This is a genomic window from Acinetobacter sp. SM1B (assembly GCF_003289665.1).
GTDB classification, from domain to species: Bacteria; Pseudomonadota; Gammaproteobacteria; order Pseudomonadales; family Moraxellaceae; genus Acinetobacter; species Acinetobacter schindleri.
Genome location: NZ_QMBM01000001.1, coordinates 798,711 through 822,378 on the forward strand (window position 1 = coordinate 798,711; position 23,668 = coordinate 822,378).

Consider the following 23,668-nt stretch of genomic DNA (forward strand, 5'->3'; position numbering starts at 1 on the left):
ATGAACCTCTTCCGTCCTTTACTGACTCAAAGTTTTAAGACTACGGGCATTTATCTGCTGATTATTGCATTGACCCTGGCAATTAGCGCGACCACAGCGCTTAAGTTCAGTAATGAGCAGATTCAGAATGCCGTGGCATTGCAAGCTGCGGAAATGCTGGCTGGAGATCTGCTACTCAGTAATAACGAGCCAATCGAAGATGCCTGGCGAGAAAAGGCTGATCAGCTGGGTTTGCAGCAATCAGAAGTGACTGTATTTGGCAGCATGGCACATACCAATGACGAATTTGTCATGGTCAATGTCAAAGCGATTGATACTGCTTTTCCTTTACGCGGTGAGCTAAGAGTCAAACCTGAAGCTAAACAATTAAAACCGGGTGAAATCTGGCTCAGTCAGCGTGCCATGGATCTGCTCAAAGTTAAAGTGGGGGATCAGGTTAATATTGCCGATGCCTCATTCAAGATTACTGCCGTGATTGACTATGACTCTAATCAGGAATTAGGCTTCTCAGGTTTCTCACCGACCGTAATTATCTCTCAGGCAGATGTGGCACGAACCAATGCGATTCAGGTCGGTAGCCGGATTGATTATCGCCTGCTCATGGCAGGTGATCCGGACAGTATTCAAACCTATCAAAAAGACTTTAAGAAGATTGTTAAACCGGGTGTGGATACAGAAGCTGAGGAACAACAGTTTGAGGAGCAGAATAGTCTGCGTCTAAGAAATGCCAGTGAAAGCAATACCCGTTTGATGAAGCCGATTGCTAATCTGGATACCTTTTTGCAGTTGGCAAATATTTTGACCATCTTGCTTTGTGGTATCGCGATTGCCTTAACCGCACAGCGCTATGTACAGCAGAATCAGGATCATATTGCGTTAATGCGTTGTATCGGCGCGACGAAACAGCAAATTCTGGCGGCTTATCTGGCATTACTTGGACTGGTACTGGCAATCGCGATGCTCATAGGCACCATTGTTGGCATCAGTTTAGGTTATGCTTTGCTGCAACTCATGTTACAGCTGATTCCACATCTGCAGCTGCAATTCTCGGCGATGGCAATGCTATCAGGTCCATTGCCGATTGCGATGCTGACCAGTGCTGTGGTATTGCTTGGTTTTGTGCTACCAAGTTTGTGGCAATTACTCAATACTGCACCGATCCGGGTCATCCGTCAGGAAGAAAAATCCGTACATTCCATGTTGTGGATGCTGGTGAGTGGGACACTGAGCCTGATTATTTTCAGTGTGGTGCTCACCGAGAATATTGTATTAACGGCTTGGGTAATTGGTGCCATTATTCTGCTTTGCGCTGTGCTGTATCTCACCGTATGGGGATTGCTGAAAGTCCTGCGTAATACAAAATCCCGGATTTCCGCTTATGTACGGACACCGTATCAGACTGCATTACAGATCACCGCTTTGGCACTGGGCTTGAGTCTGATTACTGTATTAGCCGTATTGCGTACCGATCTGCTGGAACGCTGGCAACAGCAGTTACCAGAAGGTACACCGAACCAGTTTGTCTATGGCTTGCCGCCTTTTGAGATGCCACAGTTGAGGGCCGAGTTAGAGCAAAATGGCTGGAACAGTACGCCGCTATATCCGAATATTCGTGGCCGTCTGATTGCCAAGAATGATCAGCCATTCGCTGCAGACTTAGTCAAAAAGAGTAATACACTACGCCGTGAACTGAACCTGACCCAAACCGATCAGTATCCACAAGACAATGTGATTTTAAGTGGCGAAGCGCAATTGAAACAGCCGGGAGAAGTTTCAGTTGAAGCCACGACTGCGGAAGAACTGGGAATCAAGATTGGAGATAAGCTGACGTTTAGCTTACCTGAGGGACCACTAGAAGCCAAAGTGGTGAATCTGCGTAGTGTGGAGTGGGAAAGCTTTAGTCCGAATTTTTTCTTTATCTTTACTCCGAATACCATGGATGCCAATGCCGGTAGTTATCTGGGCAGTTTCTATGTGCCGGAACAGGAACGACCAAAACTGGTTCAGCTGATCCAGCAGTTTTCTAATACGGTCTTTATCGATGTCAGCCTGATTCTGAACGAGATCAAGCGTATTGTGAATGTATTGGTGCAGATCGTGACTATCCTGGCCTTACTGGTGAGTGTAGCAGGGATACTGGTTCTGATTGCCTGTCTGAATCTGCTCATGGATGAACGCAAGCGGGAAGTGGCTTTACTTCGCTCATTCGGAAGTTCCAAACAGAAACTGAAAACCATGCTTAGTCTGGAAATTGGTTTTATTGGTCTATGTGCCGGAATTGTATCTTGTCTGTTTGCCGAAGTGATTAGCGCCGTCGCCAGTTACCGCATGGAATTACCGATTCAGCCACACTGGGAAATCTGGCTGATTCTACCGATCTTTATGACTTTGCTCTGTGCGCTGATTGGTCGTTATCGACTGAGTTATCTGAGTGATATTCCACCGCTGCAAAGTCTGCGCGAACTGAATCAATAAAAATTGAAGATGCGTCAGTTACAGTTTTAACTGCTGACGCATCATCTCCAGAATCTCCTGCCAGAGTGGCTTAATAGGATCAATCAGGATCAAGTTATATTGATAAAGCCCATAGCAGGCTGCTAAAGCAGCTATGAGTGCGATGAATTGAATAAAACCTGCGCGTTGCAGCTTTTGCCCGGCATACCAGAGTACAGCCAGCACAGCGCCCATAATCATGCCACCAATATGTGCAGCATTGTTAATGCCAGCAATCATAAACCCCATAAACAGGTTAATCCCCATCACCATCAGCAGGGTTTTTTTATCTAAAATAAAGCGCTGACGTGGAAGAACTGGCAGAATCGACAAGACTGTCAGTGCACCGCCCAAGCCCATGACAGCACCCGATGCACCAGCACTTACGCTTGGTAAAAGTCCCGGATTGGCGACCCCACCTTCAATTAAGGCATAACTATCCTGAATATTTATATAACCGCTGAACAGACTGCCCATCAGCCCAGCACAAAGATAGAGGCCAACAAAATACCAGCGCCCAAATAGCTGTTCTGCCACGCTGCCAAAAATATAAAGCGCCCACATGTTTAACATCAAGTGAATCAGGCCAAAATGAAAAAACATGCTGCTGAATATGCGAATGGGTTCCGCCAGATAAGTCAAAGGTGCATAATCAGCACCCCAGCGGATGGCATCTTGCGTACTTGGATGGCTGGCATCTGTGCCAGAAAAAATCTGCCAGGCAAACAATCCGACATTCACTGCAATCAATACCGCAGTAAACCACCAGGTGTGGACATCCAGTTTACGGTGAATGGAAGGAGGTGCGTATTCAGACATGCTATTCTTGCGCTGTATGAGATATTTCAAATAAGCTTAACACGAAAAAATAACAACTTCAGGAGTAACCCACTGACATGAAAGCTTTTCTAATCCGAATATTCTTGCTGCTGTTCAGTGTGGTTTTATGTATTCAACTCTGGATCTTTGCCAGCCTGGCCTGGTGGCGTTTTAATCCGGTCAATACCACGATGATGATGCGGATCGATTATTGGACTGAACCCTCCAAGCCCATTCAACACCAATGGCGTCCTTATGATGAGATCAGTACCAATCTGAAAAAAGCAGTGGTGACTGCGGAAGATGGAAAATTTGTGCATCATCATGGTTTTGACTGGGATGGGATTCAAACAGCTTTAAGCCGTAATAAAGAGCAGGGTAAAGTTGTTGCGGGGGGATCTACCATTTCCCAGCAGCTGGCAAAAAATCTGTTCCTGTTCAACAAACGTTCTTTCCTGCGTAAAGGTCAGGAAGCGGTTGCCACCTGGATGATGGAACGCATGTGGTCGAAAGAGCGTATTCTTGAAGTGTATTTAAACTCGATTGAGTTTGGTCATCATATTTACGGGGTGGAAGCGGCCGCCAAACATTATTTTGGTAAAACTTCAGAAAGTCTGACCAGAGAAGAGGCAATTTTCTTGGCGGCAATTTTGACCAATCCAAAATATTTTGAAGAAAATCGCAATGCTTCTGCTTTAAAAGCACGTAAACGCATGATTCAACGTTATATGCGCTATGCAGAATTACCCTGACAGTAAAAAATCGTTATAAAAAAAATTGCCATAAAGCCCGAGAATTCGGGCTTTTTTTATGAAATTGTCATAAATTTGAAGCATACTGATACTATTGACTCAGGCTTTAAAACGATTAAAGGTTCAATATGAATACGGCAGCCAACAGCCCTTCGGTACAAACTGAATATACCTATAATGACCGGTACATTAACCGAGAATTGTCTATTCTGGATTTCCATTTGCGTGTCTTGGAACAGGCTGTCGATCCTTTACATCCACTGCTTGAACGCATGAACTTTCTGCTGATTTTCTCGCGTAATCTGGATGAGTTCTTTGAAATTCGTGTGGCTGGCGTGATGGAACAGCTGGATCTGGGCAATGAAAGTCGTAGTCCGGATGGGCTAACGCCGAAGCAGGTGCTGGATCAAATTTCCAGAACTGCGCATGCTGCCATTGAACGCCAGTACCGCATTCTGAATGAAGAAATTCTGCCTAAACTGCGTGAAGAAGATATCTGTTTCCTGCGCCGCGGTGAACTGACACCAGCACAGTCACAATGGATAAAAAAATATTTTCAGGAACAGGTGGCACCAGTCTTAACCCCGATCAGCCTGGATCCAGCCCATCCATTCCCGCGCTTGGTGAATAAGTCGCTGAACTTTATTGTGACGCTGGAAGGGAAGGATGCTTTTGGCCGTCAGATCGATCTGGCTGTTGTTCCTGCACCACGTTCATTACCACGTGTGGTACGTTTACCGGATGAATTAACGGGTGGCAAGGAACATCATGTGATGCTTTCCGCAATTATACATGAACATGTCTCTGACCTGTTCCCGGGTATGACTGCAACAGGTTGCTACCAGTTCCGAGTAACCCGTAATGCTGATCTGGCTTTAAACGAAGATGTCGAAGATCTGGCGATTGCCTTAAAAGGTGAGCTGAACTCGCGTCGTTTTGGACGTGCAGTACGTCTGGAAGTTACAGAAAACTGTCCAAAACATATTTATGAATACCTGCTGGATGAATTTGATCTAGAAGAAGAGCATCTATATAAGGTTGCCGGACCGGTGAATCTGGCACGTCTGTTATCGAATTTTAAACGTCCACATTTACGTTATGATTCACACACGCCAATCGTACCGAAAGTACTAAAGAAATCAGAAAATATCTTTAGCGCGATGCAGAAACAGGACATCCTGCTACATCATCCCTTTGAATCATTCTCGCCCGTAATTTCATTATTGCGTGAGGCTGCGCGTGATCCACAAGTCTTGGCGATCAAGCAGACCTTATACCGTAGTGGAGCGGACTCGGAAATTGTTCAGGTACTGGCTGAAGCAGCACGGAATGGCAAGGAAGTGACTGCGGTCATCGAACTGCGTGCGCGTTTTGATGAAGAGTCTAATATCGCTGTAGCCAATGTCCTGCAAGAAGCGGGGGCCGTAGTTGTCTATGGCATTGTTGGCTATAAGACCCATGCCAAGATGATTCTGGTGGTACGCCGTGAAAATAACAAGCTGGTGCGCTATGTACACTTGGGTACCGGGAACTATCACGCGGGTAATGCGCGCATCTATACCGATTATGGACTGTTAACCACAGACAAAGAACTGTGTGAAGATGTACACCGTATCTTCCAGGAACTCACCGGTATGGGAAAAATGGCCAAGCTGAAAAAGCTGTTACATGCACCATTTACATTGCATACCCAGCTGGTGAATTACATTGACAATGAAATTGCCAATGCCAAAGAAGGCAAAAAGGCTCAGATCATTGTCAAAGTGAATGCGCTGACAGAACTACAGCTCATTAATAAATTGTATGAAGCATCGCAAGCAGGCGTGCAGATTGACCTGATTATCCGTTCGATCTGCTGTTTGCGTCCTGGTTTACCGGGCTTGTCGGAAAATATCCGCGTTCGTTCCATCGTCGGACGTTTCCTGGAACATACTCGCGTGTATTACTTTAGCAATAATGGCAATTCCCGCATTTATTGCTCAAGCGCAGACTGGATGGACCGTAACCTGTTTAATCGTGTTGAAGCCTGTTTCCCGATTGAAGATGAAGCATTGAAAAAACGCATCTATCAGCAAGGCTTATTGAACTATCTCAAAGATAATCAGCAATCCTGGTTACTGCAAAGTGATGGTACCTGGATCCGTGCACAACCTGCGCAAGGTGAACAGCCGCATAATGCACAGCGCGTGTTACTGGAAACCTTTAAATAAGACATAATCTTTTAAAAAGAGACTGAATTTTCAGTCTCTTTTTATATAAATATGCTGTCTCTAAAAACAAAAAAAGGAGCCAGTGTGAGCTCCTTTTTTACGCTATAGCAGTATCATTATTGCTGCGCGATCTTTTGCAGGATAGGTAGCAGTACATCGAATTCACTTTGTAGCGGTGTACTCTTGCGTGTCACCAATGCCAAGGTACGGCTTGGTGCAGCAGCAATCTTTTTCACCTGAAGTTCAGGATTGGCTTTAATCATGTTGGTATGAAGTGCAATTTCTGGCAACAGGGTAAAACCAAGATCGGAAGATACCATCTCGATCAGCGTTGGCAATGAGCTTGCTTTCAGGCGATGATCATTCTTACGCTCACCAATTGGACAAGCACTTAAAGCATGATCACGTAGACAGTGGCCTTCTTCAAGTAACATCAAACGAGAAAGATCCAGATCTTCTAATGAAGTGGCCTGAGCTGCATTCTGATCTGACTTGTGGTGAACCACATACAGATCTTCTTTTACAATTTCAGCAACTTTCAGGCTGCGTGTATCAAAAGGCAGGGCCAGTACAACCATATCCAGGTTGCCGTGTTCCAGCTTTTCAACAATTTTTTCACTTTGTGCTTCGTGCAGATGCAGCTGAATTTTCGGCAACTGTTTATGCACTTCATCAAGAAGTTGCGACAGAATGAACGGCGCAATGGTCGGAATCACACCTAAATGCAGATCACCTGTTAAAGGTTCACTCATCTCACGACTTAAACGCATTAAGTCCTGAGCATCAGCCAGTAGAACACGAGCGCGTGCAACCACTTGCTCTCCGAGTGGAGTCAAGCGTACATTCTGGCGATCACGTTCAACAAGAACGCCACCGAGTAAACGCTCCAACTCCATGATCCCGCCCGATAGGGTGGACTGGGTCACAAATGAACGGCGAGCAGCTTCTGTAAAATGCAGCGTCTCAGACAGTGTTACGAGATATGACAGCTGTCTTAGGGATGGTAATGCAGCCATAGTGTCCTAATTTTATGATTTAAAATGATCAGCAAATAATTCGCTAAGATATGGAATAAAATGCGGTGGGATATCATGCCCCATTCCATCAATTAATTCAAATTTAGCACCAGATATTGCTTTCGCAACAGCCTTACCATGGCTGGGTGGTAGCAAGCGATCTTGAGAACCATGAACTACAAGCGTCTCTTGTCGGATTTGCTTATCCAGTTGCAGCAACGAGCCCGTACATAATATTGCTAAAAACTGTTGAAGTACACCCGCTGGGTAATAACTTCGATTATATAATTTACGGGCGGTCTGCATTGCCTCAAGCTGATTGATATAACCAGGCGAGCCAATGATGTTAAACAGTTTTAAACTATGGTCAATTATACCATTTTCATCCTGCGAAGCGGGTTTGCCAATCAGACTAAAGAGCTGTTTTGGAAATGGTGGAGGTAACAGACGCTGATTGTTACTGGTAAATAACAGGGCCAGCTTTTTAACCTTTTCAGGATAACGTGCTGCCAGAATCTGGGCAATCATACCACCCATTGAAGCACCGAGCACATACACCTCGTCCAGTTCCATTTTATCAATCAGCAGACTGACGTCATCTGCCATGTCATACAGGGTATAAGGTGCTCCCTGGTTACCCAGGCCTAGCATGAAGCGACTCATCAGTTTAATGGTATTTAATCGTGGACCTTTATGATGGACTTTAGAGGATAGGCCAATATCGCGGTTATCAAAACGGATGACCCGGAAACCTTGGTCGATAAAAGATTTACAGAAAAAGTCCGGCCAATACAGCATCTGTGCACCCAGGCCCATAATCAGCAACAAGGTCGGGTGATTCTCCTGACCACCTACCTCTACATGCAATTCAATACCATTGCCAAGGTCAACCTTGGTTTCATGCATGAAAGCAGTATATGGTGATGGTAATAGACTCGATTGCACATGACTATTCATGTTAAGTTCCCTATAAAAGGACATTCTGTACAAAGAATGTCCTTTGTATTTAAACCTTAAACTGATACAGGAATCAAGTCAGGAACCTGCTTAGTCAATATAAGACGCTGTTTCGCTGCGGTAGCGCCTAATAGTACAAAGCCGCGCAGGGTTCCTTCAGTATCTGTGGCTTTGGCAATCATGCCATCCTCAAACTCTTCAGTGTCCCAGGTTACATCAATATTGGCGGGTGCAGGCAGTACAGTCAGGGGAGCAGCAGGTGTTTTTACCGCAACAGGCATTGCTGGATAATGCACTGCTGTCGTTTCACCATTCAAGGTTTTAGCCAGCGCACGCGCCTGCTGCATGATCGGCATCACATAAGGCAATAAAGTACCATTCACTTCAGCACAGTCACCGACAGCGAAAATATCAGCTAAATTCGTTTCGAGCTGGCTATTGGTCAAGATACCACGACCGATTTGTACACCAGACTCTTTGGCTACCGAGGCATTTGGTTGTAAGCCCACTGCAGACAGAACCACATCTGCAACGACTGACTGACCATTGGCTAATGTCACCAGGTAGTCACCATTTTCAACTTTAGAGACTTTCTCTACAGTCGTGCCTAATACAAAGTTAATACCAGTTTCTTCCAGGTTTTGCTGGAAAACATCTGCAACATGTGAAGGCAATAAACGGGCTAGAGGCTGAGGTGCCAAGTCAATTACAGTCACTTGATGGTCCGTGTGCTGAAGGTCATTGGCAAATTCACAGCCAATCAAACCGGCACCCAAAATCACTACCCGCTTATCTTCACGTTTTTCCAGGCTGGTACGGAAAGCTTTATAATCAGTCAGGTTGTTGACCACGTGAATATCGTCACTGCCATCACCAGCAATTGCAAGACGAATTGGCTGTGCACCCACGGCAAGAACCAGTTTTGAATATGCCTGTTTTTGCTCAGACTGATCTTTTACAACAGTCAGTTCATGTGCAGTAGCATCTATGGCTTTAACCCAAGTATGCGTTTCGATACGCATATTTAACTGAGCTGCCATTTTGGCAGCATCGCCCAAGGCAATATTTTCGGGTGCTTTTTTGCCTACTAAAGCATTGGAAAGTGTCGGTTTGGCGTAGTTGGTTGCATCATCGGCACAAATCATGACGAGTTCATGGTCTGGATTCAGCTTGCGGAATTCGCGTGCGACAGCATAGCCTGCCATACCTGAACCAATGATGACGATAGGATGCATATTTAACTCCATGCTTTTTTATAGATAGTAGAAAGGCATAAAAAAAGACCACTCAATATGGCCTTTGTTTGGGCGAAATCAGATTTCGATCATTTCAAAATCGACTTTAGAAACGCCACAGTCTGGGCAGGTCCAGTCATCTGGAATATCTTCCCATTTAGTACCAGGGACGATCCCGTCCTGAGGCCAACCTTCCGCTTCGTCGTAAATCCATCCACAAACGATGCATTGATATTTTTTCATGTAACTCTCCAAAACCAGCGAATATGGAAGCTGGCTCAAAAATCCTAAACAGGCAAGACTCTAATAATATGGCATTTAATAGCGGACATATTTGGCTAAATTTTTACGCAGTTCTGTTCAGAAAGTAAAGTAGATAACAGTTTAAACAGCAAAATTAAAAGCAGAATAGTGATCCGGGTCAGTAAAAGTCCTTTACTCAAGCTTTTTATTCTCTTGAAAATGCCGAAATATAATTTTATTTATGCAAATAAATAAAAGCTTATTGTTTCTCACACTGAGAGAAATAAAAAAATATTTTACCGTTGGGTAATGATTCATGGATTTAAAACAATCATTAAATTTTTTATGAAAAAAGTGCTCTTATAAATTAATGAAATATAAGTAAATAATTGCATGTCGATAGGGGTATCGCTGCAATAATACTCGGTTTTCCCTATCCTTTAGTCGTAATTCAGTTTAAAATTTGCCGGTTCCTTTTTCTTATCTAACGATCTCCCATGAGCAATATGTCTACTTCATTGTGGTCTCACATTCGTACTGTCCAGGATTTTCCAAAGCCGGGTATTAGTTTCTTTGACTTAACACCGCTTTTCATGAATAACATCGGTCCATTAACTGATGCTTTGATTGCAAGCATTCCTGCTGAAAAACTGGCAGAAGTAGATAGCTTTATTGCTGTTGAAGCACGTGGCTTTGTATTGGCAAGCTTATTGGCTCAACGTACCGGCAAGGGCCTGTTACTGGTTCGCAAGGCAGGTAAATTACCACCTCCAGTAGTTGGTGTGGGTTATAGCCTGGAATACGGTCTGGACCGTCTGGAAATGTCTGCTGAGGTTCAATCACAAAAAGTGATTATTGTAGATGACGTATTGGCCACTGGCGGTACATTGAAAGCTGTCAATGAACTGGCTGAAAAATGTAATCATAAAGTACTCGGCGCGAGCATTTTTCTTGATCTACCTGATTTACATAGTGATCTTGGGCTGAATATCTGGTCTGTATTGGATGACAAATCTAAGCCTGAAGCTAATGCCGCTTAAGCGCAACAGATGAATAAAAAGCCCTGCAATATGCAGGGTTTTTTTATGGCTTCTTTAAATGTAATACTTAACTTTTTTGCAGATTCTGTTGAATTTGCAGGATCAGGGGATTGATCCGTTCCGGTGTTTCAAGGCGATGATGTCCACCGGGAACCGCTTCTACCTGCATATAATCTTCTAGTTGGGACTGTACTGCATGCATATCCAGTATTTCATCGCCTAACTCAATATAGGCAAGCTGAGGAATGTCATGTTGTAGGTCATTATCACAAATTGCAGGATAATCATCGCGGAAATAGGGAGCTAGGCTTGGATTGGCAATTACACAAGGAATCTGGTGTTGCTGTGACATTTTCAGTGCCCAGTAACCCCCCAGACTGTGCCCAACCAGAATATCTGGATGAATTTTTTCAATCATCTCGTTATAAAACTCTGCCACAGTCGCATAATTGAGGTTGCGGTAATCCACATCAATGCAATATTTATGATCGGCATCGATGGCATGGAATTTCGTAGATTCTCGTGAAGAATCAAGTCCATGAAAAAAAGGATTTTAGAGGTGCATTGGCTCATTATGGTGGTTCGTATCAATTCGTTTTATGGTCCGGCAATGATTTGCGTCAGGGAGCATTGTAGAACTTCTATACAGGGAATGAAGTTAGCATTTGGTCTAAAGACTTTAGTCCAAGCCGACCTTAGTCAAAAAGACTGAAAGGTTCTGTAAAGAATTTGATATTAAAACGTTATTTTTTGATTAATTGGTCAATTAAAACTGTATATTCCTCGGCTTGGTTAGGGTGAAAGGCCCTGCCCAAAAGAGGAATTTGAGCCTTCCCCAGATATTTGAAAAGAAAAGCCAATTGAGATGCTGCTGGACGCTACGATTTAACTGCAAAATCTGCTATTGTATGCACCTTCTATTTTTTAACTAATCTTATTCGAGGCAGAGATGACGCAAACTAACGCTCAATCGACTTCTGAACAAATCATTTCCGAAAACGATTTAATTGCACAGCGTCATGCCAAGTTAAAGCAAATCGAAGATCAAGCCAAGGAAACCGGCAAGAGCCCATGGCCAAATACTTTCAAGCGTGAGCACTACGCGCAAGATCTGCAAGACCAGTTCGCTGACCAGTCAAAAGAAGAAATTGAAGCAGGCGAAAAGGTGTATGTAAAAGTTGCGGGTCGTGTGATGTTGAACCGTGGTTCATTTATCGTGATTCAGGACATGACTGGCCGTATTCAGCTGTATGTTCCTCGTAAAGAATTAGATGCTGAAGTACTTGCTACAATTAAAGGTCTAGACCTTGGTGATATCATTGCCGTTGAAGGTTATATCGGTCGTTCGGGTAAAGGCGATCTGTATGTACACATCGAACAATTCGAATTATTAACAAAATCACTTCGTCCACTTCCAGACAAATTCCACGGCTTGACAGATACAGAAGTGAAGTATCGTAAGCGTTATCTGGATCTGATCGTGAATGAAGAAACACGTAAGACTTTTGAAATCCGCGCTAAAGTGGTCGCTGGTATCCGCAACTTCCTGACTGAAAAACGTTATATGGAAGTGGAAACACCAATGATGCACGTGATTCCAGGTGGTGCTTCTGCGCGTCCATTTGAAACGCATCACAATGCGTTGGACATGCCACTGTTTTTGCGTATTGCACCTGAGCTTTATTTGAAACGTCTGGTTGTCGGTGGTTTTGAGCGTGTGTTCGAAATTAACCGTAACTTCCGAAATGAAGGTGTTTCAACTCGTCATAACCCGGAATTCACCATGATCGAGTTCTACCAGGCTTATGCAGACTATAAAGACCTGATGGAACTGACTGAGCAAATGCTGGAAAAACTGGCATTGGATATTTTGGGTACAACTGATGTGCCTTATGGCGAAGAAGTATTTAGCTTCAAAGGTCCATTCAAGAAAATCTCAATGTTTGATGCGATTCTTGAGCACAACCCACAGTTCACGCCTGAAAATGTAGGCGACCGTGACTTTCTGGCAAAATACGTTCAGGAAGAGTTGAAAGAACAGGTGAAACCAGGTTTTGGTTTGGGTAAACTGCAAACTATCGTGTTTGAGGAAACAGTAGAAACTAAACTGCGTCAGCCAACATTCATTACTGAATATCCAGCAGAAACTTCTCCACTGGCGCGTCGTAATGATCACAATCCGCACATCACTGACCGTTTCGAATTCTTTATTGGTGGTCGTGAGCTGGCAAATGGTTTCTCAGAATTGAATGATCCGATCGACCAGGCTGAGCGCTTCCAGGCACAGGTTGCCGAGAAAGACGCAGGCGATGATGAAGCAATGCACTTCGATGCAGACTTTATTGAAGCATTAGAATATGGCTTACCTCCAACAGCGGGTGAAGGTATCGGTATTGACCGTCTGGTGATGATCTTTGCCAATGCGCCAAGTATCCGTGACGTGATCCTGTTCCCGCACATGCGTCATAAACACGCTTAAGTATAAAAACGAAAAAACCCGCACATGTTGCGGGTTTTTTATTAGTTTTTTTGCTACATAAGCTAGACATTGTAAAAGAGCAGCGTGAGCTAAAATGATTTTTATAGAAGTTTTAGACAAAAAAAACGCAATGATTGGGGTTGTCATTGCGTAGAAAAAGGAAAAACTTGTTGCAAATGAAACTGTGGAGAATGTTTCTTGCTATTTCCTGAATGTGTTTTCATATTAAAACTGGCTTGTTATTTTTACATTGGTAAACGTGTAAAGAGCTGTTAACTAAAGTAAGTTTTTCTACCTTTATGTGACAGGAAAAAGAAAATATGAATCAAATATGTAGGAATTCAATAAAAAAGCCCTTCATGTGAAGGGCTTTTCAAACTTTATCCAAGCATTAGAAGTGGAACACGCCAAGGGCAGTTTTAACTTCATCCAAAGTCGCTTGAGTAATATCACGGCATTTGTCTGTACCAGTCTTGAGTACATCCATAATGTAGTCAGGATCTTTAGAAAGTTCCATACGACGTTCACGAATTGGTCCGATTAATTCTTTCAGAATACCTTCAAGACGTTTTTTCACTGTACCATCACCCAAACCACCACGGCGGTAATGGGCTTTTAGTTCTTCCAGCTCTTCTTTGTTGGTATCGAACGCATCCAGGTAAGTAAATACCACGTTACCTTCAACCTGACCTGGATCTTCAATACGCAGGTGGTTCGGATCCGTATACATTGCGTTCACGGCTTTTTTGATATCTTTGTCGGATGCATCTAGCACAATAGTATTGCCCAGAGATTTAGACATTTTCGCCTTACCATCAAAGCCTGGTAAACGGCCAACGTTAGATAGCAGGGCTTTACATTCTGGAAGTAGCTCATGACCTACCTGACGGTTCAGACGACGCACGATTTCGTTAGTCTGTTCAATCATTGGGATCTGGTCTTCACCCACTGGAACCACAGTCGCTTTGAATGCAGTAATGTCCGCGGCCTGCGCCACTGGATAGCACAAGAAGCCCGCCGGAATATCACGCTCAAAACCACGCATCTGAATTTCAGACTTAATCGTTGGGTTACGCTCAAGACGTGAAAGAGTCACGAAGTTGAGGTAAAGCATGGTCAATTCATTGAGGGCAGGAAGGCAAGACTGAACACAGATTGTGGTTTTGGTCGGATCAATGCCTACTGCAAGATAATCTGTTGCAACTTCAATGATGTTACGACGTACTTTTTCGAAGTTATCTGCATTGTCTGTCAAGGCCTGTGCATCTGCCAGCAGAAGATGCTGATGGTGAGAATCCTGTAAACCCACGCGAGAGCGTAATGAACCAACAAAGTGACCGAGGTGAAGTTGTCCGGTAGGACGGTCGCCAGTCAAGATCACTGGACGATTATCTTGATTACTCATTATCTATTCCAAAACAGTAGTCGTACTACATTCAAATTTTTAGGATCGCAACATTGTACGGCATTCTGTTTTTGAATGTCAGTCACAATGAATCACAGTAATAAAAAATCTCTGAAATTAAAGAAGTAAATACAATCTTTCTGCTGCTTTTTGATTAGAATATTTTTACATTTATAAGGAATAACAAGAATGGCGAGTAGCTTATTAATATTATTGGATGATATAGCCACAGTTCTAGATGATGTTGCAGTCATGAGTAAAATGGCAGCAAAAAAAACGGCCGGGGTCTTGGGAGATGATCTGGCGCTCAATGCTCAACAGGTAAGCGGTGTACGTGCCGAACGTGAACTTCCGGTGGTATGGAGCGTTGCCAAAGGTTCTTTTGTCAATAAACTCATTCTTGTTCCTTTGGCTCTGCTGATCAGTGTGGTTGCACCATGGTTAATTAATCCTTTATTGATGATTGGCGGCTTGTTCCTGTGTTATGAAGGCGTAGAAAAAGTACTGCATAGTCTCAAGCATAGAAAGGTCAAAACTGAAGAAGCTGCGCAAGCAGAATTAAACGCAATCGAAACGGATCTGGTTAAATTTGAAAAAGATAAAATTAAAGGTGCGATTCGTACTGACTTTATTTTGTCAGCTGAAATTGTTGTGATTTCCTTGGGTACTGTTGCAGCGGCTGCTTTTTCCACCAAGGTGATGGTACTTTCGACGATTGCTGTGGCCATGACCATCGGAGTGTATGGCTTTGTTGCCATGATTGTGAAAATTGATGATGTAGGTTTGCACTTGAGCAAGCAGGCATCGAGTTTCAAGCAAAGTGTAGGACGAGGCTTGTTAGCTTTTGCACCCAAACTGATGAAAACTTTAACTATTGTGGGAACAATTGCCATGTTCCTGGTTGGTGGCGGGATTATTGCTCACGCCATTCCATGGTTTCATCATTTCACTGAAGATTCAGTCGAGTATGTAGAGCACATTCCTACAATGGGCAGTATTATAGGTGCCGTTACGCCAACACTCATTAACTTAGTCATTGGTTTTATCGCAGGATTATTGGTATTCATTGTGATTGGCTTTATTCAAAAGATCAGAGCAAAATCAAAGCAGGCATAATTTTGGTTGGCTAGAAGTAAGTCAAAAATAAACTATAAGGAATCTTACTATGCGCTGGAAAGGTCGTCGAGTTAGTAGCAATGTTGAAGACCGCCGCGGTGGGGGTGCCAAAGCGGGTGGTATCAGTATTCTAGGGCTGATTGTAGCCTTTGTTGCCTGGAAATTTTTTGGTGTAGATCCGCAACAAGCTTATCAAGCCACTAAGCAGGTGACACAAGGTGTTTCCAGTGCTGAAATGCGTGGTCTGGAAAATCCAACGCCAGAGCAGCAAGAAGCAATTGACTTTGTCGGAACTGTACTTGCCGATACAGAAGATACTTGGTCACAAGTGTTCCAGCAGCAGCTGAATCAGCAGTATACCGCCCCTAAACTGGTACTCTTCAACGGTGTGGTGAATTCAGGTTGTGGTGCGGCGCAATCTGCTATGGGACCTTTTTATTGCCCGGCAGATCAGAAAGTGTATATCGACACGACCTTCTTTAGGGATATGCGTAGCCAGATGGGCATTAGTGGTGAGCAGAATTCAACTGAGCTATCGCGTAATGATCAGGCTGGTGACTTTGCTCAAGCATATGTCGTGGCACATGAGGTTGGACATCACATTCAGACCATCCTGGGTATTTCTTCTCAGGTGCAGCAGGCACGCCAGCAAGCCACAAAGGTGCAAGCGAATCAGCTGTCAGTCTATCAGGAGCTGCAAGCCGACTGTCTGGCGGGGGTATGGGCTTATCATAATCATGAGCGTACTCAATTCCTGGAGCAGGGTGATGTACAGGAAGCCATGGATGCAGCGCATAAGATTGGTGATGACTATTTACAGAAAAAAGCCCAAGGACATGTGGTGCCAGATAGCTTTACTCATGGGACTAGTGCGCAGCGCGTACAATGGTTTAATATTGGTCTGAAATCTGGTCAGATGGCAGACTGCGATACTTTTAATAAAGGTATTTAATATCCTAAAGGTATTTAAATCTATTTAAAGTGCCAAATGAAATGAAAAAGGAGCAGTTGCTCCTTTTTCTTGAGCATAGAAAAACTTATTTATTCAGAAATCGCTGAAAATTCCTGATCAGCTTGAAGCTGACAAATAAAGCAGCTAAAGCAAATAAGCTAATACCAAAGACTACATATTTCAGCCCAGCAATGTCCTGCTGATAAAATTGCTGGATCTCATTAGCAGAATAGGAAAATTCTGAAACCTGACCAGTGCGGCTATCTTTATATTTAACCTGTTGAATATAAGAAAACTCACCTGCCTTAAATAGTTTCACTTGATCAATCTGACGGGTATGAGACTGATTAAAGTCATCGCTACACAACGCCGTATAATGGGTACAACTACTTTTGGAAATATAACCATTCCCTGCAATCAGAACAAAAATGGCATGATCTGGTTTCTGGTTATTGGACAGCAAAACATACTGTTGATCTGGTGAGCTAGTTAAGCTAAGTGACTTGCCTTGTTGATAATACTGCTCGGCCTGCATGATCTCCTGAATTTTGGCAAAACAGGTAAAACACAATGCAAGCGTGACTAAAAAAATCACAGTAGCAAGAAAAAGACGGAAAACAAGTTTAACGGTTTGATGCATGGGAGAAGGATTCAGAAGAACTGGTAAAAGAATACAGCAAAGTACTAAGATAGAATTGTATGATAAACCACCATTTGGAACTATTGAAAAGAAACTTAACTAAATAGCAAAATAAACAGGATTAAAATTATTTCATCCAGAAATGCTTTTTCATTTGATATTTTATTTTTAAATAAGCCAAATCACTCATTTTCAGGAATGAGGCGCGCTTTAAGGGAACCCATGGGCAATTTCTTTTTCTTGCAACTTTTGACCGTTGTTTTTGCATTATCTATTGCCACGACATTATTTAATAAAAGAGTGCTAGGTTTTCCTCAAGCGATTGGTGTTCCGATTGTTTCTGCAATTTTTGTATTTATCCTGCAATGGGGCGCGAGCCTGCTGCAGGGCAATCCTTTTTTCAGTATCAATATTGCCAATATTGAAAATGCAGTCCGGCATATCGATTTTTATGATTTTCTGATTAACGGCGTCATCTGTTTTATTTTGACCTCATCTGCGCTGAAATTTAAGGTTTCCGATTTGCGCAATCACTGGCGTCCGATCGGAATTCTAGCCAGTCTGGCGCTGGTGATCTGTGCAGTCTTGTTTGGTCTAGTCCTGTATGGTTACCAGTTCCTGATCGGTAAGCATGTTGATCTGTTGGTATTACTATTACTGGGCGCAGCATTAGGTGCAACGGACCCGATCGGAATTAAAGGGGTTCTCAGTTCAGTTCGTGCACCGCATCACTTAATGGTAAAACTGGAAGGTGAGTCACTGTTTAACGATGCGATGTGTATTGCCTTGTTTATGACGCTTTTGAATGTATTACAGGGTGAGAACTTTACCTTATTGGGCGTCCTGCAAACACTGCTCTACGAAATTGTGGTGGCTGTATTCATTGGCGTGGTATTTGGTTGGGCAATCCTACGCATTCTTCGCGGCAAACATGAAATGGAATCCCTGATTCTAACCACGGCATTACTGGCTTGTGGTTCTTATCTAGTGGCCTTGCTAGCGCATGCTTCTGCACCAATTGCCTGTGTGATTGGGGGCCTGATCGTTGGTAATAAATGGAAAGAAATTCTGGCAGATGCTGATATTGGCGATGTAAACCATTTCTGGCATACGGTTGAAGGAATTATTAATTCTTTCCTGTTTACCCTGATTGGTCTTGAACTGTTTATTCTGGATTTAAGCACTAGCCTGATTCTAGGCGGGATCGTGGCTTTTATTATTCTGCATGGGGTACGTTTCGCAGCAAACTTCCTGTCTTTTTCCATGTTTCCACATTTGCGTAAAAAACGTTATAACGGCAGTCTTGCGATTCTCTCTTGGGGTGGTGTCCGTGGCGGGATTTCTTTAGCTTTGATTCTGGCTGTTGCCAATGTTCCGCAACTAAAAGAGTACAGCAGTATTCTGGTCGGTTATACCTTTATTGTGGTGCTGTTATCCGGTGTGGTCTGTGGTCTGGGTTTACCAGCTGTGATGAATGCCTTTTATTATAATCCGAATGAAGAGAAAGAAGGCTGGAAAGGCTGGTATCAGCGGATGTGCCATAAAATGAACCGTAAAGGTTTCCAATATATTATCGGTGAAGATGCAAATGGCAATGAAATTATTACGGTGTATAAGCCTGAAAGCCTGATTGATGAAAAAGATGAAGATGGCGTAGCAGCAGTGCATAATCCTGAAAAAGTGCATGAAGTGAAACGTCTGGAAAGTCCGGATAACTTCTAAAATACTTTTGATTTAAAAAAGAGAATTTTTGGATTGTCTTTTTTATTTCCTAGATATTAACTTGGTGAGTTTGAATCCAAATATTATGATCAAAGCAGCTTAAATGGATATATTGAAAATGCCAGCCAAACCCAGTGATGAACTTGCTCGAATGATTCTTGGTGTGATTGCATTAATCCCTCGAGGGAAAGTTGCCAGCTATGGTCAGCTGGCCCAGCTTGCAGGATTGCCACGACATGCACGTCTGGTTGGACGAGTACTGAGAGAGATGGATGAAGTATCTGATCTGCCTTGGCATCGCGTCGTTAGTTCGCAAGGTAAAATCAGTGTGCAAAAACTGGATGAGCAGGGGATGAATATTCAGGCAAGTAAATTACTGGAAGAAGGAGTTGCAGTTATTAAGGGTAAAATTAATCTGAAACTATACCAATGGAATGGCAGCATCCAATAAAAATACCCCATGTGTACATGAGGTATTTGAAGAGGATAAAATAATAATTTATGCCTGACCACGAACCACAAGCACTGGAACATCGGACTGTCCTAGAATGCTTTGAGCTACACTGCCAAGGAAGAATTTCTTGAACCCGGTACGGCCATGTGATCCAATCACAATCAGGTCGGCACCTAAAGTTTTTGCTGCTTTGGCAATCTCGGTATTTACCACCTGACCTTCCAGCAACTGGGTATCTACCTGTACACCAGCTGTTTCAAAACGTTTTTTCGCTTCATCCAGGTTTTGCTGGATTGCAGTACGTGCACGTTCAATTAAATCATTGGTTTGTGCTGCGGTAATGTATTCAGCCGCAATATAAGGGTCTAAGGTCATCACCTGAACTACAGTGATTTTACCGTTAAAAGTTTTCGCCAGTTGTACTGCCTGATCTACCGCAGCATAAGCCGTTTCTGAACCATCAATTGGAACTAAAATATGTTGAAAAGCCATGGTCATTCTCCACATGTATTTATGGGTATTATAAAAATTTTAAACAATGCCTATGATCCGTCGGGCATGGTATTTTTTAAATAATAACGCTAATCAGGTTAAAATAAAACCAAGTAAATCCATATGGTTAAATAATGTTTTAGTAAAAATATTTTTTATAAATTATTGTTTTATATTAAAAATAATAAAATATAGATTCATTTGTATTTTAAATGCTTCAAGCTGTTAGACTAAGGTCGCACCTAATAGATCATCTGCATTATTCACATTGAATTTGTGTCGTGTCTATTTTAAGTTTTGGTGCGAGCCGTTGATACTGTTGTTGAATAGAGACATTGGCTGATCCATAAATTTGTTGTTGGAGTTGGGAGATTTTGGATTCTGTAATGTGTATGCGTGCACAATGCAAGGCGATTTGGTTTTCTTGAGTAACTTTCATTTGTTCAGTTGCATCATATTCAGCAAAATGCTTCAGTTTTTGCTGTGCTTTACTCAGTTGAACCAAACTTCGTTTTTTTTGCATACTCATAAGTTGATGATTATTAATCCAATGTGCGACATCACGGCGTACACCGTTATAATCTACCATCAGTGGTGAAATCAATTGGCAGGCACTCAGGCTGAGTGCTGTAGAAATGGTCAAGAAAATTTTAGTTTTAATCATATCTGAGTAACTTAAAATGGCTTTAAAATTCATATTAATACGTGAAATACATAATAAAAACTGATTTTGGTTAAAGTTTGATGCAAATACACGCATTTGCCTAAAGACTGAACATTTGTGAGTTAAAATGCTTGACGAGGAATGCGGAAGTTACGATAATGCGCACACAGTTTACGGCTATGTAGCTCAGTTGGTTAGAGCACCGCACTCATAATGCGGGGGTCACAAGTTCAAGTCTCGTCATAGCCACCATTTTTATAGGCCAAGCTCTCAGCTTGGTCTCTTTTTTTGTGTCAAATAAATATATTTAAGCTTATAAAATTGTTGCACTATTCTTGTTAATCTAAATTTTCCAGCGCCAACTTATTAATATATTTGAGTTATACATTTATCTTAAATCACTACCAATAAAAAAACGCCTAAGCGAACTTGGGCGTTTTTCCGAATAAACAGGGCTAAATCAGATACCCGCTTTCCATCCATTTACGATTGGGTAGCGACGTTCGCGGCTGAAAGCACGTGAGCTGATACGAGGGCCTATCGCACCTTGACGACGTTTATATTCATTCACGTCAACCAGACGAATCACACGTTTTACCACTTCTTCCTCAAAGCCTTTCTCAATGATGTCATCCTGACTCATGTCTTCTTCGATATAAGAGTAAAGGATTGCATCCAATACTTCATATGGAGGTAAAGAATCCTGGTCAACCTGATCTGGGCGTAATTCTGCTGAAGGTGGACGGGTAATCACACGCTCAGGAATCACGGGTTTGTCTGCAATACTGTTACGGTATTTTGCCAGTTCAAACACAATAGTCTTATACACATCTTTCAATACTGAGAAGCCACCAACCATATCGCCATACAGAGTGCAATAACCCACAGCTACTTCTGATTTATTACCCGTCGACAGTACCAGATTGCCAAATTTATTCGACAAAGCCATTAATAGTGTGCCACGTGAACGAGCCTGCAAATTTTCTTCAGTTGCATCCACTGGGGCATCACCGAAGAACGGATACAGGGTTTGCAGGAAACCATTTACGATCGGGTTGATCTCAGCAATACCAAAAGTCACGCCCAGTGTTTTCGCCTGTTCAGCTGCATCTTCCACACTGATCTGAGCCGTATAGGTATAAGGCATCATTACCGCTTGTACTTTATCTGCACCGATAGCATCTACAGCAATCGCAAGTGTCAAGGCAGAATCAATGCCACCAGACAGACCCAGAATTACACCCGGGAAACCAGAACGTTGTACATAGTCGCGTGTTGCCATGACCAGGCTTTGATAGATCTCTGCCATGGTGTCAAGAGTAGGGGTAATGCTGGTTTTGCTAAACGCAAGGTTAGTTGCATCATATTCAGCAATAGATAGATTTTCCTGGAAACTTGCTGCTTGCAGCGCAACTTCACCAGATTTATTTAGTACGAAACTCGTACCGTCAAAAACAAGATCATCATGACCGCCGACCTGGTTGCAATATACCAGGTTGATATTGAGCTGTTTAACCAAAGCTGCCATGGTTTCAATACGGTGCTGTGGCTTACCGACTTCATATGGAGAAGAGTTCAGTACCACCACAGTATCAACATTCAGCTGAGCCAGCTGTTGAACAACATTCAGAGACCATACATCTTCACAGATCAGCACTCCAAATTTATGACCGAGGTATTCAAATACCAGGTGTTGATGACCTTCATTAAAATAACGCTTCTCATCAAATACAGCATAGTTTGGTAAAGTCTGCTTGTTATAAATTCCCAATACCTGACCGTCTTTCATCACTGCAGCAGAGTTAAAACGCTGACCATCTTCAGTCTGGTTGACAAAGCCAAAGACCATTACGATATCTTTGACTTGTGCCAGTTGATCAAATGCCTGTTGGGTACGTTTAGTCAAGCTTGGACGCAGAACCAAGTCATCTGCAGGGTAGCCCAGAGTTGAAAGTTCTGGAAAGATAATCAGGTCAGCATTGTCTTTTTTAGCCAGATTGGCCTGTTCGATCATTTTTTGCGTATTTGCATCGATATTGCCAACATGTGGAGAGAATTGAGCAAGGGCAATTTTAAAACTTTTCATTCCAACTAAATCCTAATCCTGATAGATTTTTTGCACTAATCGGCTATTGTTTAAAATTATAGTTATTTAGCCGAATGCAATCTGGTACTTACATAATGCCAAATGGCGGGAAACATAAACACAATAATAAAAGCTTGATACCTAATCTCATTTTTGGAAATAAAATATCATACAAGAGTTATTCTATCGAAATTTGAAGCAGATGCTAGCGTTGTTTGCATAGATTTATTGTTGAAATGCAACTGGATGATTAAAAATAAAAGGATCACATATTGTTTTGTATCGAATCTGCCTGACCAGGACGAAAAGATTTATATACAAAGATTTTAATATACTGCTCTCTAATCCGTTTCCTGAATGATATTTGGCAGCTTTTGAAGATAAATATCACGTGCAATATCACCTTGCTGCTCAATATTGTAGGTCCAGAAAGACTTGCCGGGAATATAGGAGTATTGATAAGGATTATAGCGGCCAAAACTCAAAAAATAAGCGGTCTGTAATATCGCGCCACGCAATACCACATTAATGCCATGCTGATACTGGAAAATATGCGTCATCTCATGAATAAACACTGCACGATAACTTGCAGTCTCTTTGGAATAGTCATCTTTAAAAAGCGCATTGCGTACATGAATATAGCCACTAGGTGCCATCAGAATATGCTTGGGTTGCCAAGGCAGGAAAGGATGGTTCATAACATGCACCTTGCCGTAATCAATCCGGTCTCCAAACACTGAACGACACATCTGGATTTCGCCTGCAGTCAGCTGACGGCATTTAAATTGTGGAAATCGGATCAGTCTTAACAGCAGGAATAAAAAACGGTAGGGCATAGTATTTATGAATAGCCAGGATGACCTGATTATAACGGGGTTATAGGCTTGGATTTG

General features: G+C 42.6%; 21 protein-coding genes and 1 tRNA gene. 10 read left to right on the forward strand and 12 right to left on the reverse strand.

The features are described from left to right. Positions 1 to 2,475, forward strand: a complete 2,475-nt coding sequence (locus C8322_RS03805) for an ABC transporter permease (protein WP_008305179.1) — start codon at positions 1 to 3, stop codon at positions 2,473 to 2,475. An 18-nt stretch (positions 2,476 to 2,493) separates the two neighbouring features. On the opposite strand, the gene C8322_RS03810 is transcribed toward C8322_RS03805, so the two are convergent. Continuing rightward, positions 2,494 to 3,312, reverse strand: a complete 819-nt coding sequence (locus C8322_RS03810) for a rhomboid family intramembrane serine protease (protein ID WP_008305178.1) — start codon at positions 3,310 to 3,312, stop codon at positions 2,494 to 2,496. Between the two features lie 77 nt (positions 3,313 to 3,389). On the opposite strand from C8322_RS03810, the gene mtgA reads away from it, so the two are divergent. Both mtgA and ppk1 read left to right on the forward strand, forming a co-directional pair. Then, positions 3,390 to 4,064: a monofunctional biosynthetic peptidoglycan transglycosylase gene (gene mtgA, locus C8322_RS03815; RefSeq protein ID WP_004810883.1), complete on the forward strand. Its 675-nt coding sequence runs from the start codon at positions 3,390 to 3,392 to the stop codon at positions 4,062 to 4,064. A 128-nt stretch (positions 4,065 to 4,192) separates the two neighbouring features. Further along, positions 4,193 to 6,274 (forward strand): polyphosphate kinase 1, encoded by a 2,082-nt coding sequence (gene ppk1 / locus C8322_RS03820; RefSeq protein WP_048882288.1) that lies wholly within the window; start codon positions 4,193 to 4,195, stop codon positions 6,272 to 6,274. A 116-nt stretch (positions 6,275 to 6,390) separates the two neighbouring features. Here ppk1 and oxyR read toward each other — a convergent pair whose 3' ends face one another. The 4 genes from oxyR to rubA form a co-directional block, all read right to left on the reverse strand. Beyond that, positions 6,391 to 7,290: a LysR family transcriptional regulator OxyR gene (gene oxyR, locus C8322_RS03825; protein ID WP_004810876.1), complete on the reverse strand. Its 900-nt coding sequence runs from the start codon at positions 7,288 to 7,290 to the stop codon at positions 6,391 to 6,393. A 12-nt stretch (positions 7,291 to 7,302) separates the two neighbouring features. Continuing rightward, entirely contained in the window at positions 7,303 to 8,247 is a 945-nt protein-coding gene (gene estB / locus C8322_RS03830) for an esterase EstB (RefSeq protein ID WP_004810873.1), read from the reverse strand. A 56-nt stretch (positions 8,248 to 8,303) separates the two neighbouring features. Beyond that, positions 8,304 to 9,482, reverse strand: coding sequence for an NAD(P)/FAD-dependent oxidoreductase (locus tag C8322_RS03835; RefSeq protein WP_004810871.1), 1,179 nt, complete (start codon positions 9,480 to 9,482; stop codon positions 8,304 to 8,306). 78 nt (positions 9,483 to 9,560) lie between these two features. After that, on the reverse strand, positions 9,561 to 9,725 hold the full coding sequence (gene rubA, locus C8322_RS03840) for a rubredoxin RubA (protein WP_004783011.1): 165 nt from the start codon (positions 9,723 to 9,725) through the stop codon (positions 9,561 to 9,563). Positions 9,726 to 10,222: 497 nt separating this feature from the next. Here rubA and C8322_RS03845 point away from each other — a divergent pair, with 497 nt between their 5' ends. After that, a complete protein-coding gene (locus C8322_RS03845; protein WP_004810869.1) occupies positions 10,223 to 10,765 on the forward strand; it encodes an adenine phosphoribosyltransferase in 543 nt (180 codons plus the stop codon). A 67-nt stretch (positions 10,766 to 10,832) separates the two neighbouring features. Here the strand turns inward: C8322_RS03845 and C8322_RS03850 are convergent, their stop codons facing one another. After that, the gene (locus tag C8322_RS03850; protein ID WP_413540698.1) at positions 10,833 to 11,264 is read right to left on the reverse strand and encodes a YqiA/YcfP family alpha/beta fold hydrolase; all 432 of its coding nucleotides are present in this window, start codon (positions 11,262 to 11,264) and stop codon (positions 10,833 to 10,835) included. Between the two features lie 450 nt (positions 11,265 to 11,714). Here C8322_RS03850 and lysS point away from each other — a divergent pair, with 450 nt between their 5' ends. Further along, the gene (lysS, locus tag C8322_RS03855) at positions 11,715 to 13,244 is read left to right on the forward strand and encodes a lysine--tRNA ligase (protein WP_008306008.1); all 1,530 of its coding nucleotides are present in this window, start codon (positions 11,715 to 11,717) and stop codon (positions 13,242 to 13,244) included. A gap of 391 nt (positions 13,245 to 13,635) precedes the next feature. On the opposite strand, the gene trpS is transcribed toward lysS, so the two are convergent. Beyond that, positions 13,636 to 14,649 (reverse strand): tryptophan--tRNA ligase, encoded by a 1,014-nt coding sequence (trpS, locus tag C8322_RS03860; protein ID WP_004810863.1) that lies wholly within the window; start codon positions 14,647 to 14,649, stop codon positions 13,636 to 13,638. Between the two features lie 189 nt (positions 14,650 to 14,838). On the opposite strand from trpS, the gene C8322_RS03865 reads away from it, so the two are divergent. Both C8322_RS03865 and C8322_RS03870 read left to right on the forward strand, forming a co-directional pair. Then, complete coding sequence (locus C8322_RS03865; protein WP_004810860.1) at positions 14,839 to 15,765, forward strand: DUF808 domain-containing protein; 927 nt, start codon at positions 14,839 to 14,841, stop codon at positions 15,763 to 15,765. 49 nt (positions 15,766 to 15,814) lie between these two features. Continuing rightward, positions 15,815 to 16,717, forward strand: coding sequence for a neutral zinc metallopeptidase (locus C8322_RS03870; protein ID WP_004810859.1), 903 nt, complete (start codon positions 15,815 to 15,817; stop codon positions 16,715 to 16,717). 85 nt (positions 16,718 to 16,802) lie between these two features. On the opposite strand, the gene C8322_RS03875 is transcribed toward C8322_RS03870, so the two are convergent. Further along, positions 16,803 to 17,357: a hypothetical protein gene (locus tag C8322_RS03875; protein ID WP_004810857.1), complete on the reverse strand. Its 555-nt coding sequence runs from the start codon at positions 17,355 to 17,357 to the stop codon at positions 16,803 to 16,805. 222 nt (positions 17,358 to 17,579) lie between these two features. Here C8322_RS03875 and C8322_RS03880 point away from each other — a divergent pair, with 222 nt between their 5' ends. Beyond that, positions 17,580 to 19,079 carry a cation:proton antiporter gene (locus C8322_RS03880; RefSeq protein WP_004810855.1) on the forward strand — a complete coding sequence of 500 codons (1,500 nt, stop codon included), beginning with the start codon at positions 17,580 to 17,582 and terminating at the stop codon, positions 19,077 to 19,079. Positions 19,080 to 19,197: 118 nt separating this feature from the next. After that, positions 19,198 to 19,530: an MGMT family protein gene (locus C8322_RS03885; RefSeq protein WP_004810853.1), complete on the forward strand. Its 333-nt coding sequence runs from the start codon at positions 19,198 to 19,200 to the stop codon at positions 19,528 to 19,530. Positions 19,531 to 19,578: 48 nt separating this feature from the next. Here C8322_RS03885 and C8322_RS03890 read toward each other — a convergent pair whose 3' ends face one another. Together C8322_RS03890 and C8322_RS03895 are read right to left on the reverse strand one after the other, a co-directional pair. Further along, positions 19,579 to 20,025, reverse strand: coding sequence for a universal stress protein (locus C8322_RS03890; RefSeq protein WP_004810852.1), 447 nt, complete (start codon positions 20,023 to 20,025; stop codon positions 19,579 to 19,581). A gap of 259 nt (positions 20,026 to 20,284) precedes the next feature. Further along, a complete protein-coding gene (locus C8322_RS03895; RefSeq protein WP_004810850.1) occupies positions 20,285 to 20,785 on the reverse strand; it encodes a hypothetical protein in 501 nt (166 codons plus the stop codon). Positions 20,786 to 20,864: 79 nt separating this feature from the next. Between C8322_RS03895 and C8322_RS03900 the strand changes: the two genes are divergently transcribed. Then, positions 20,865 to 20,941: transfer RNA gene (locus tag C8322_RS03900), tRNA-Met, on the forward strand. A 208-nt stretch (positions 20,942 to 21,149) separates the two neighbouring features. Here C8322_RS03900 and C8322_RS03905 read toward each other — a convergent pair. Together C8322_RS03905 and C8322_RS03910 are read right to left on the reverse strand one after the other, a co-directional pair. Beyond that, positions 21,150 to 22,775 (reverse strand): NAD+ synthase, encoded by a 1,626-nt coding sequence (locus C8322_RS03905; protein WP_004810848.1) that lies wholly within the window; start codon positions 22,773 to 22,775, stop codon positions 21,150 to 21,152. Positions 22,776 to 23,116: 341 nt separating this feature from the next. Continuing rightward, positions 23,117 to 23,611, reverse strand: coding sequence for a hypothetical protein (locus C8322_RS03910; protein ID WP_004810846.1), 495 nt, complete (start codon positions 23,609 to 23,611; stop codon positions 23,117 to 23,119). Positions 23,612 to 23,668: the final 57 nt, after the last annotated feature.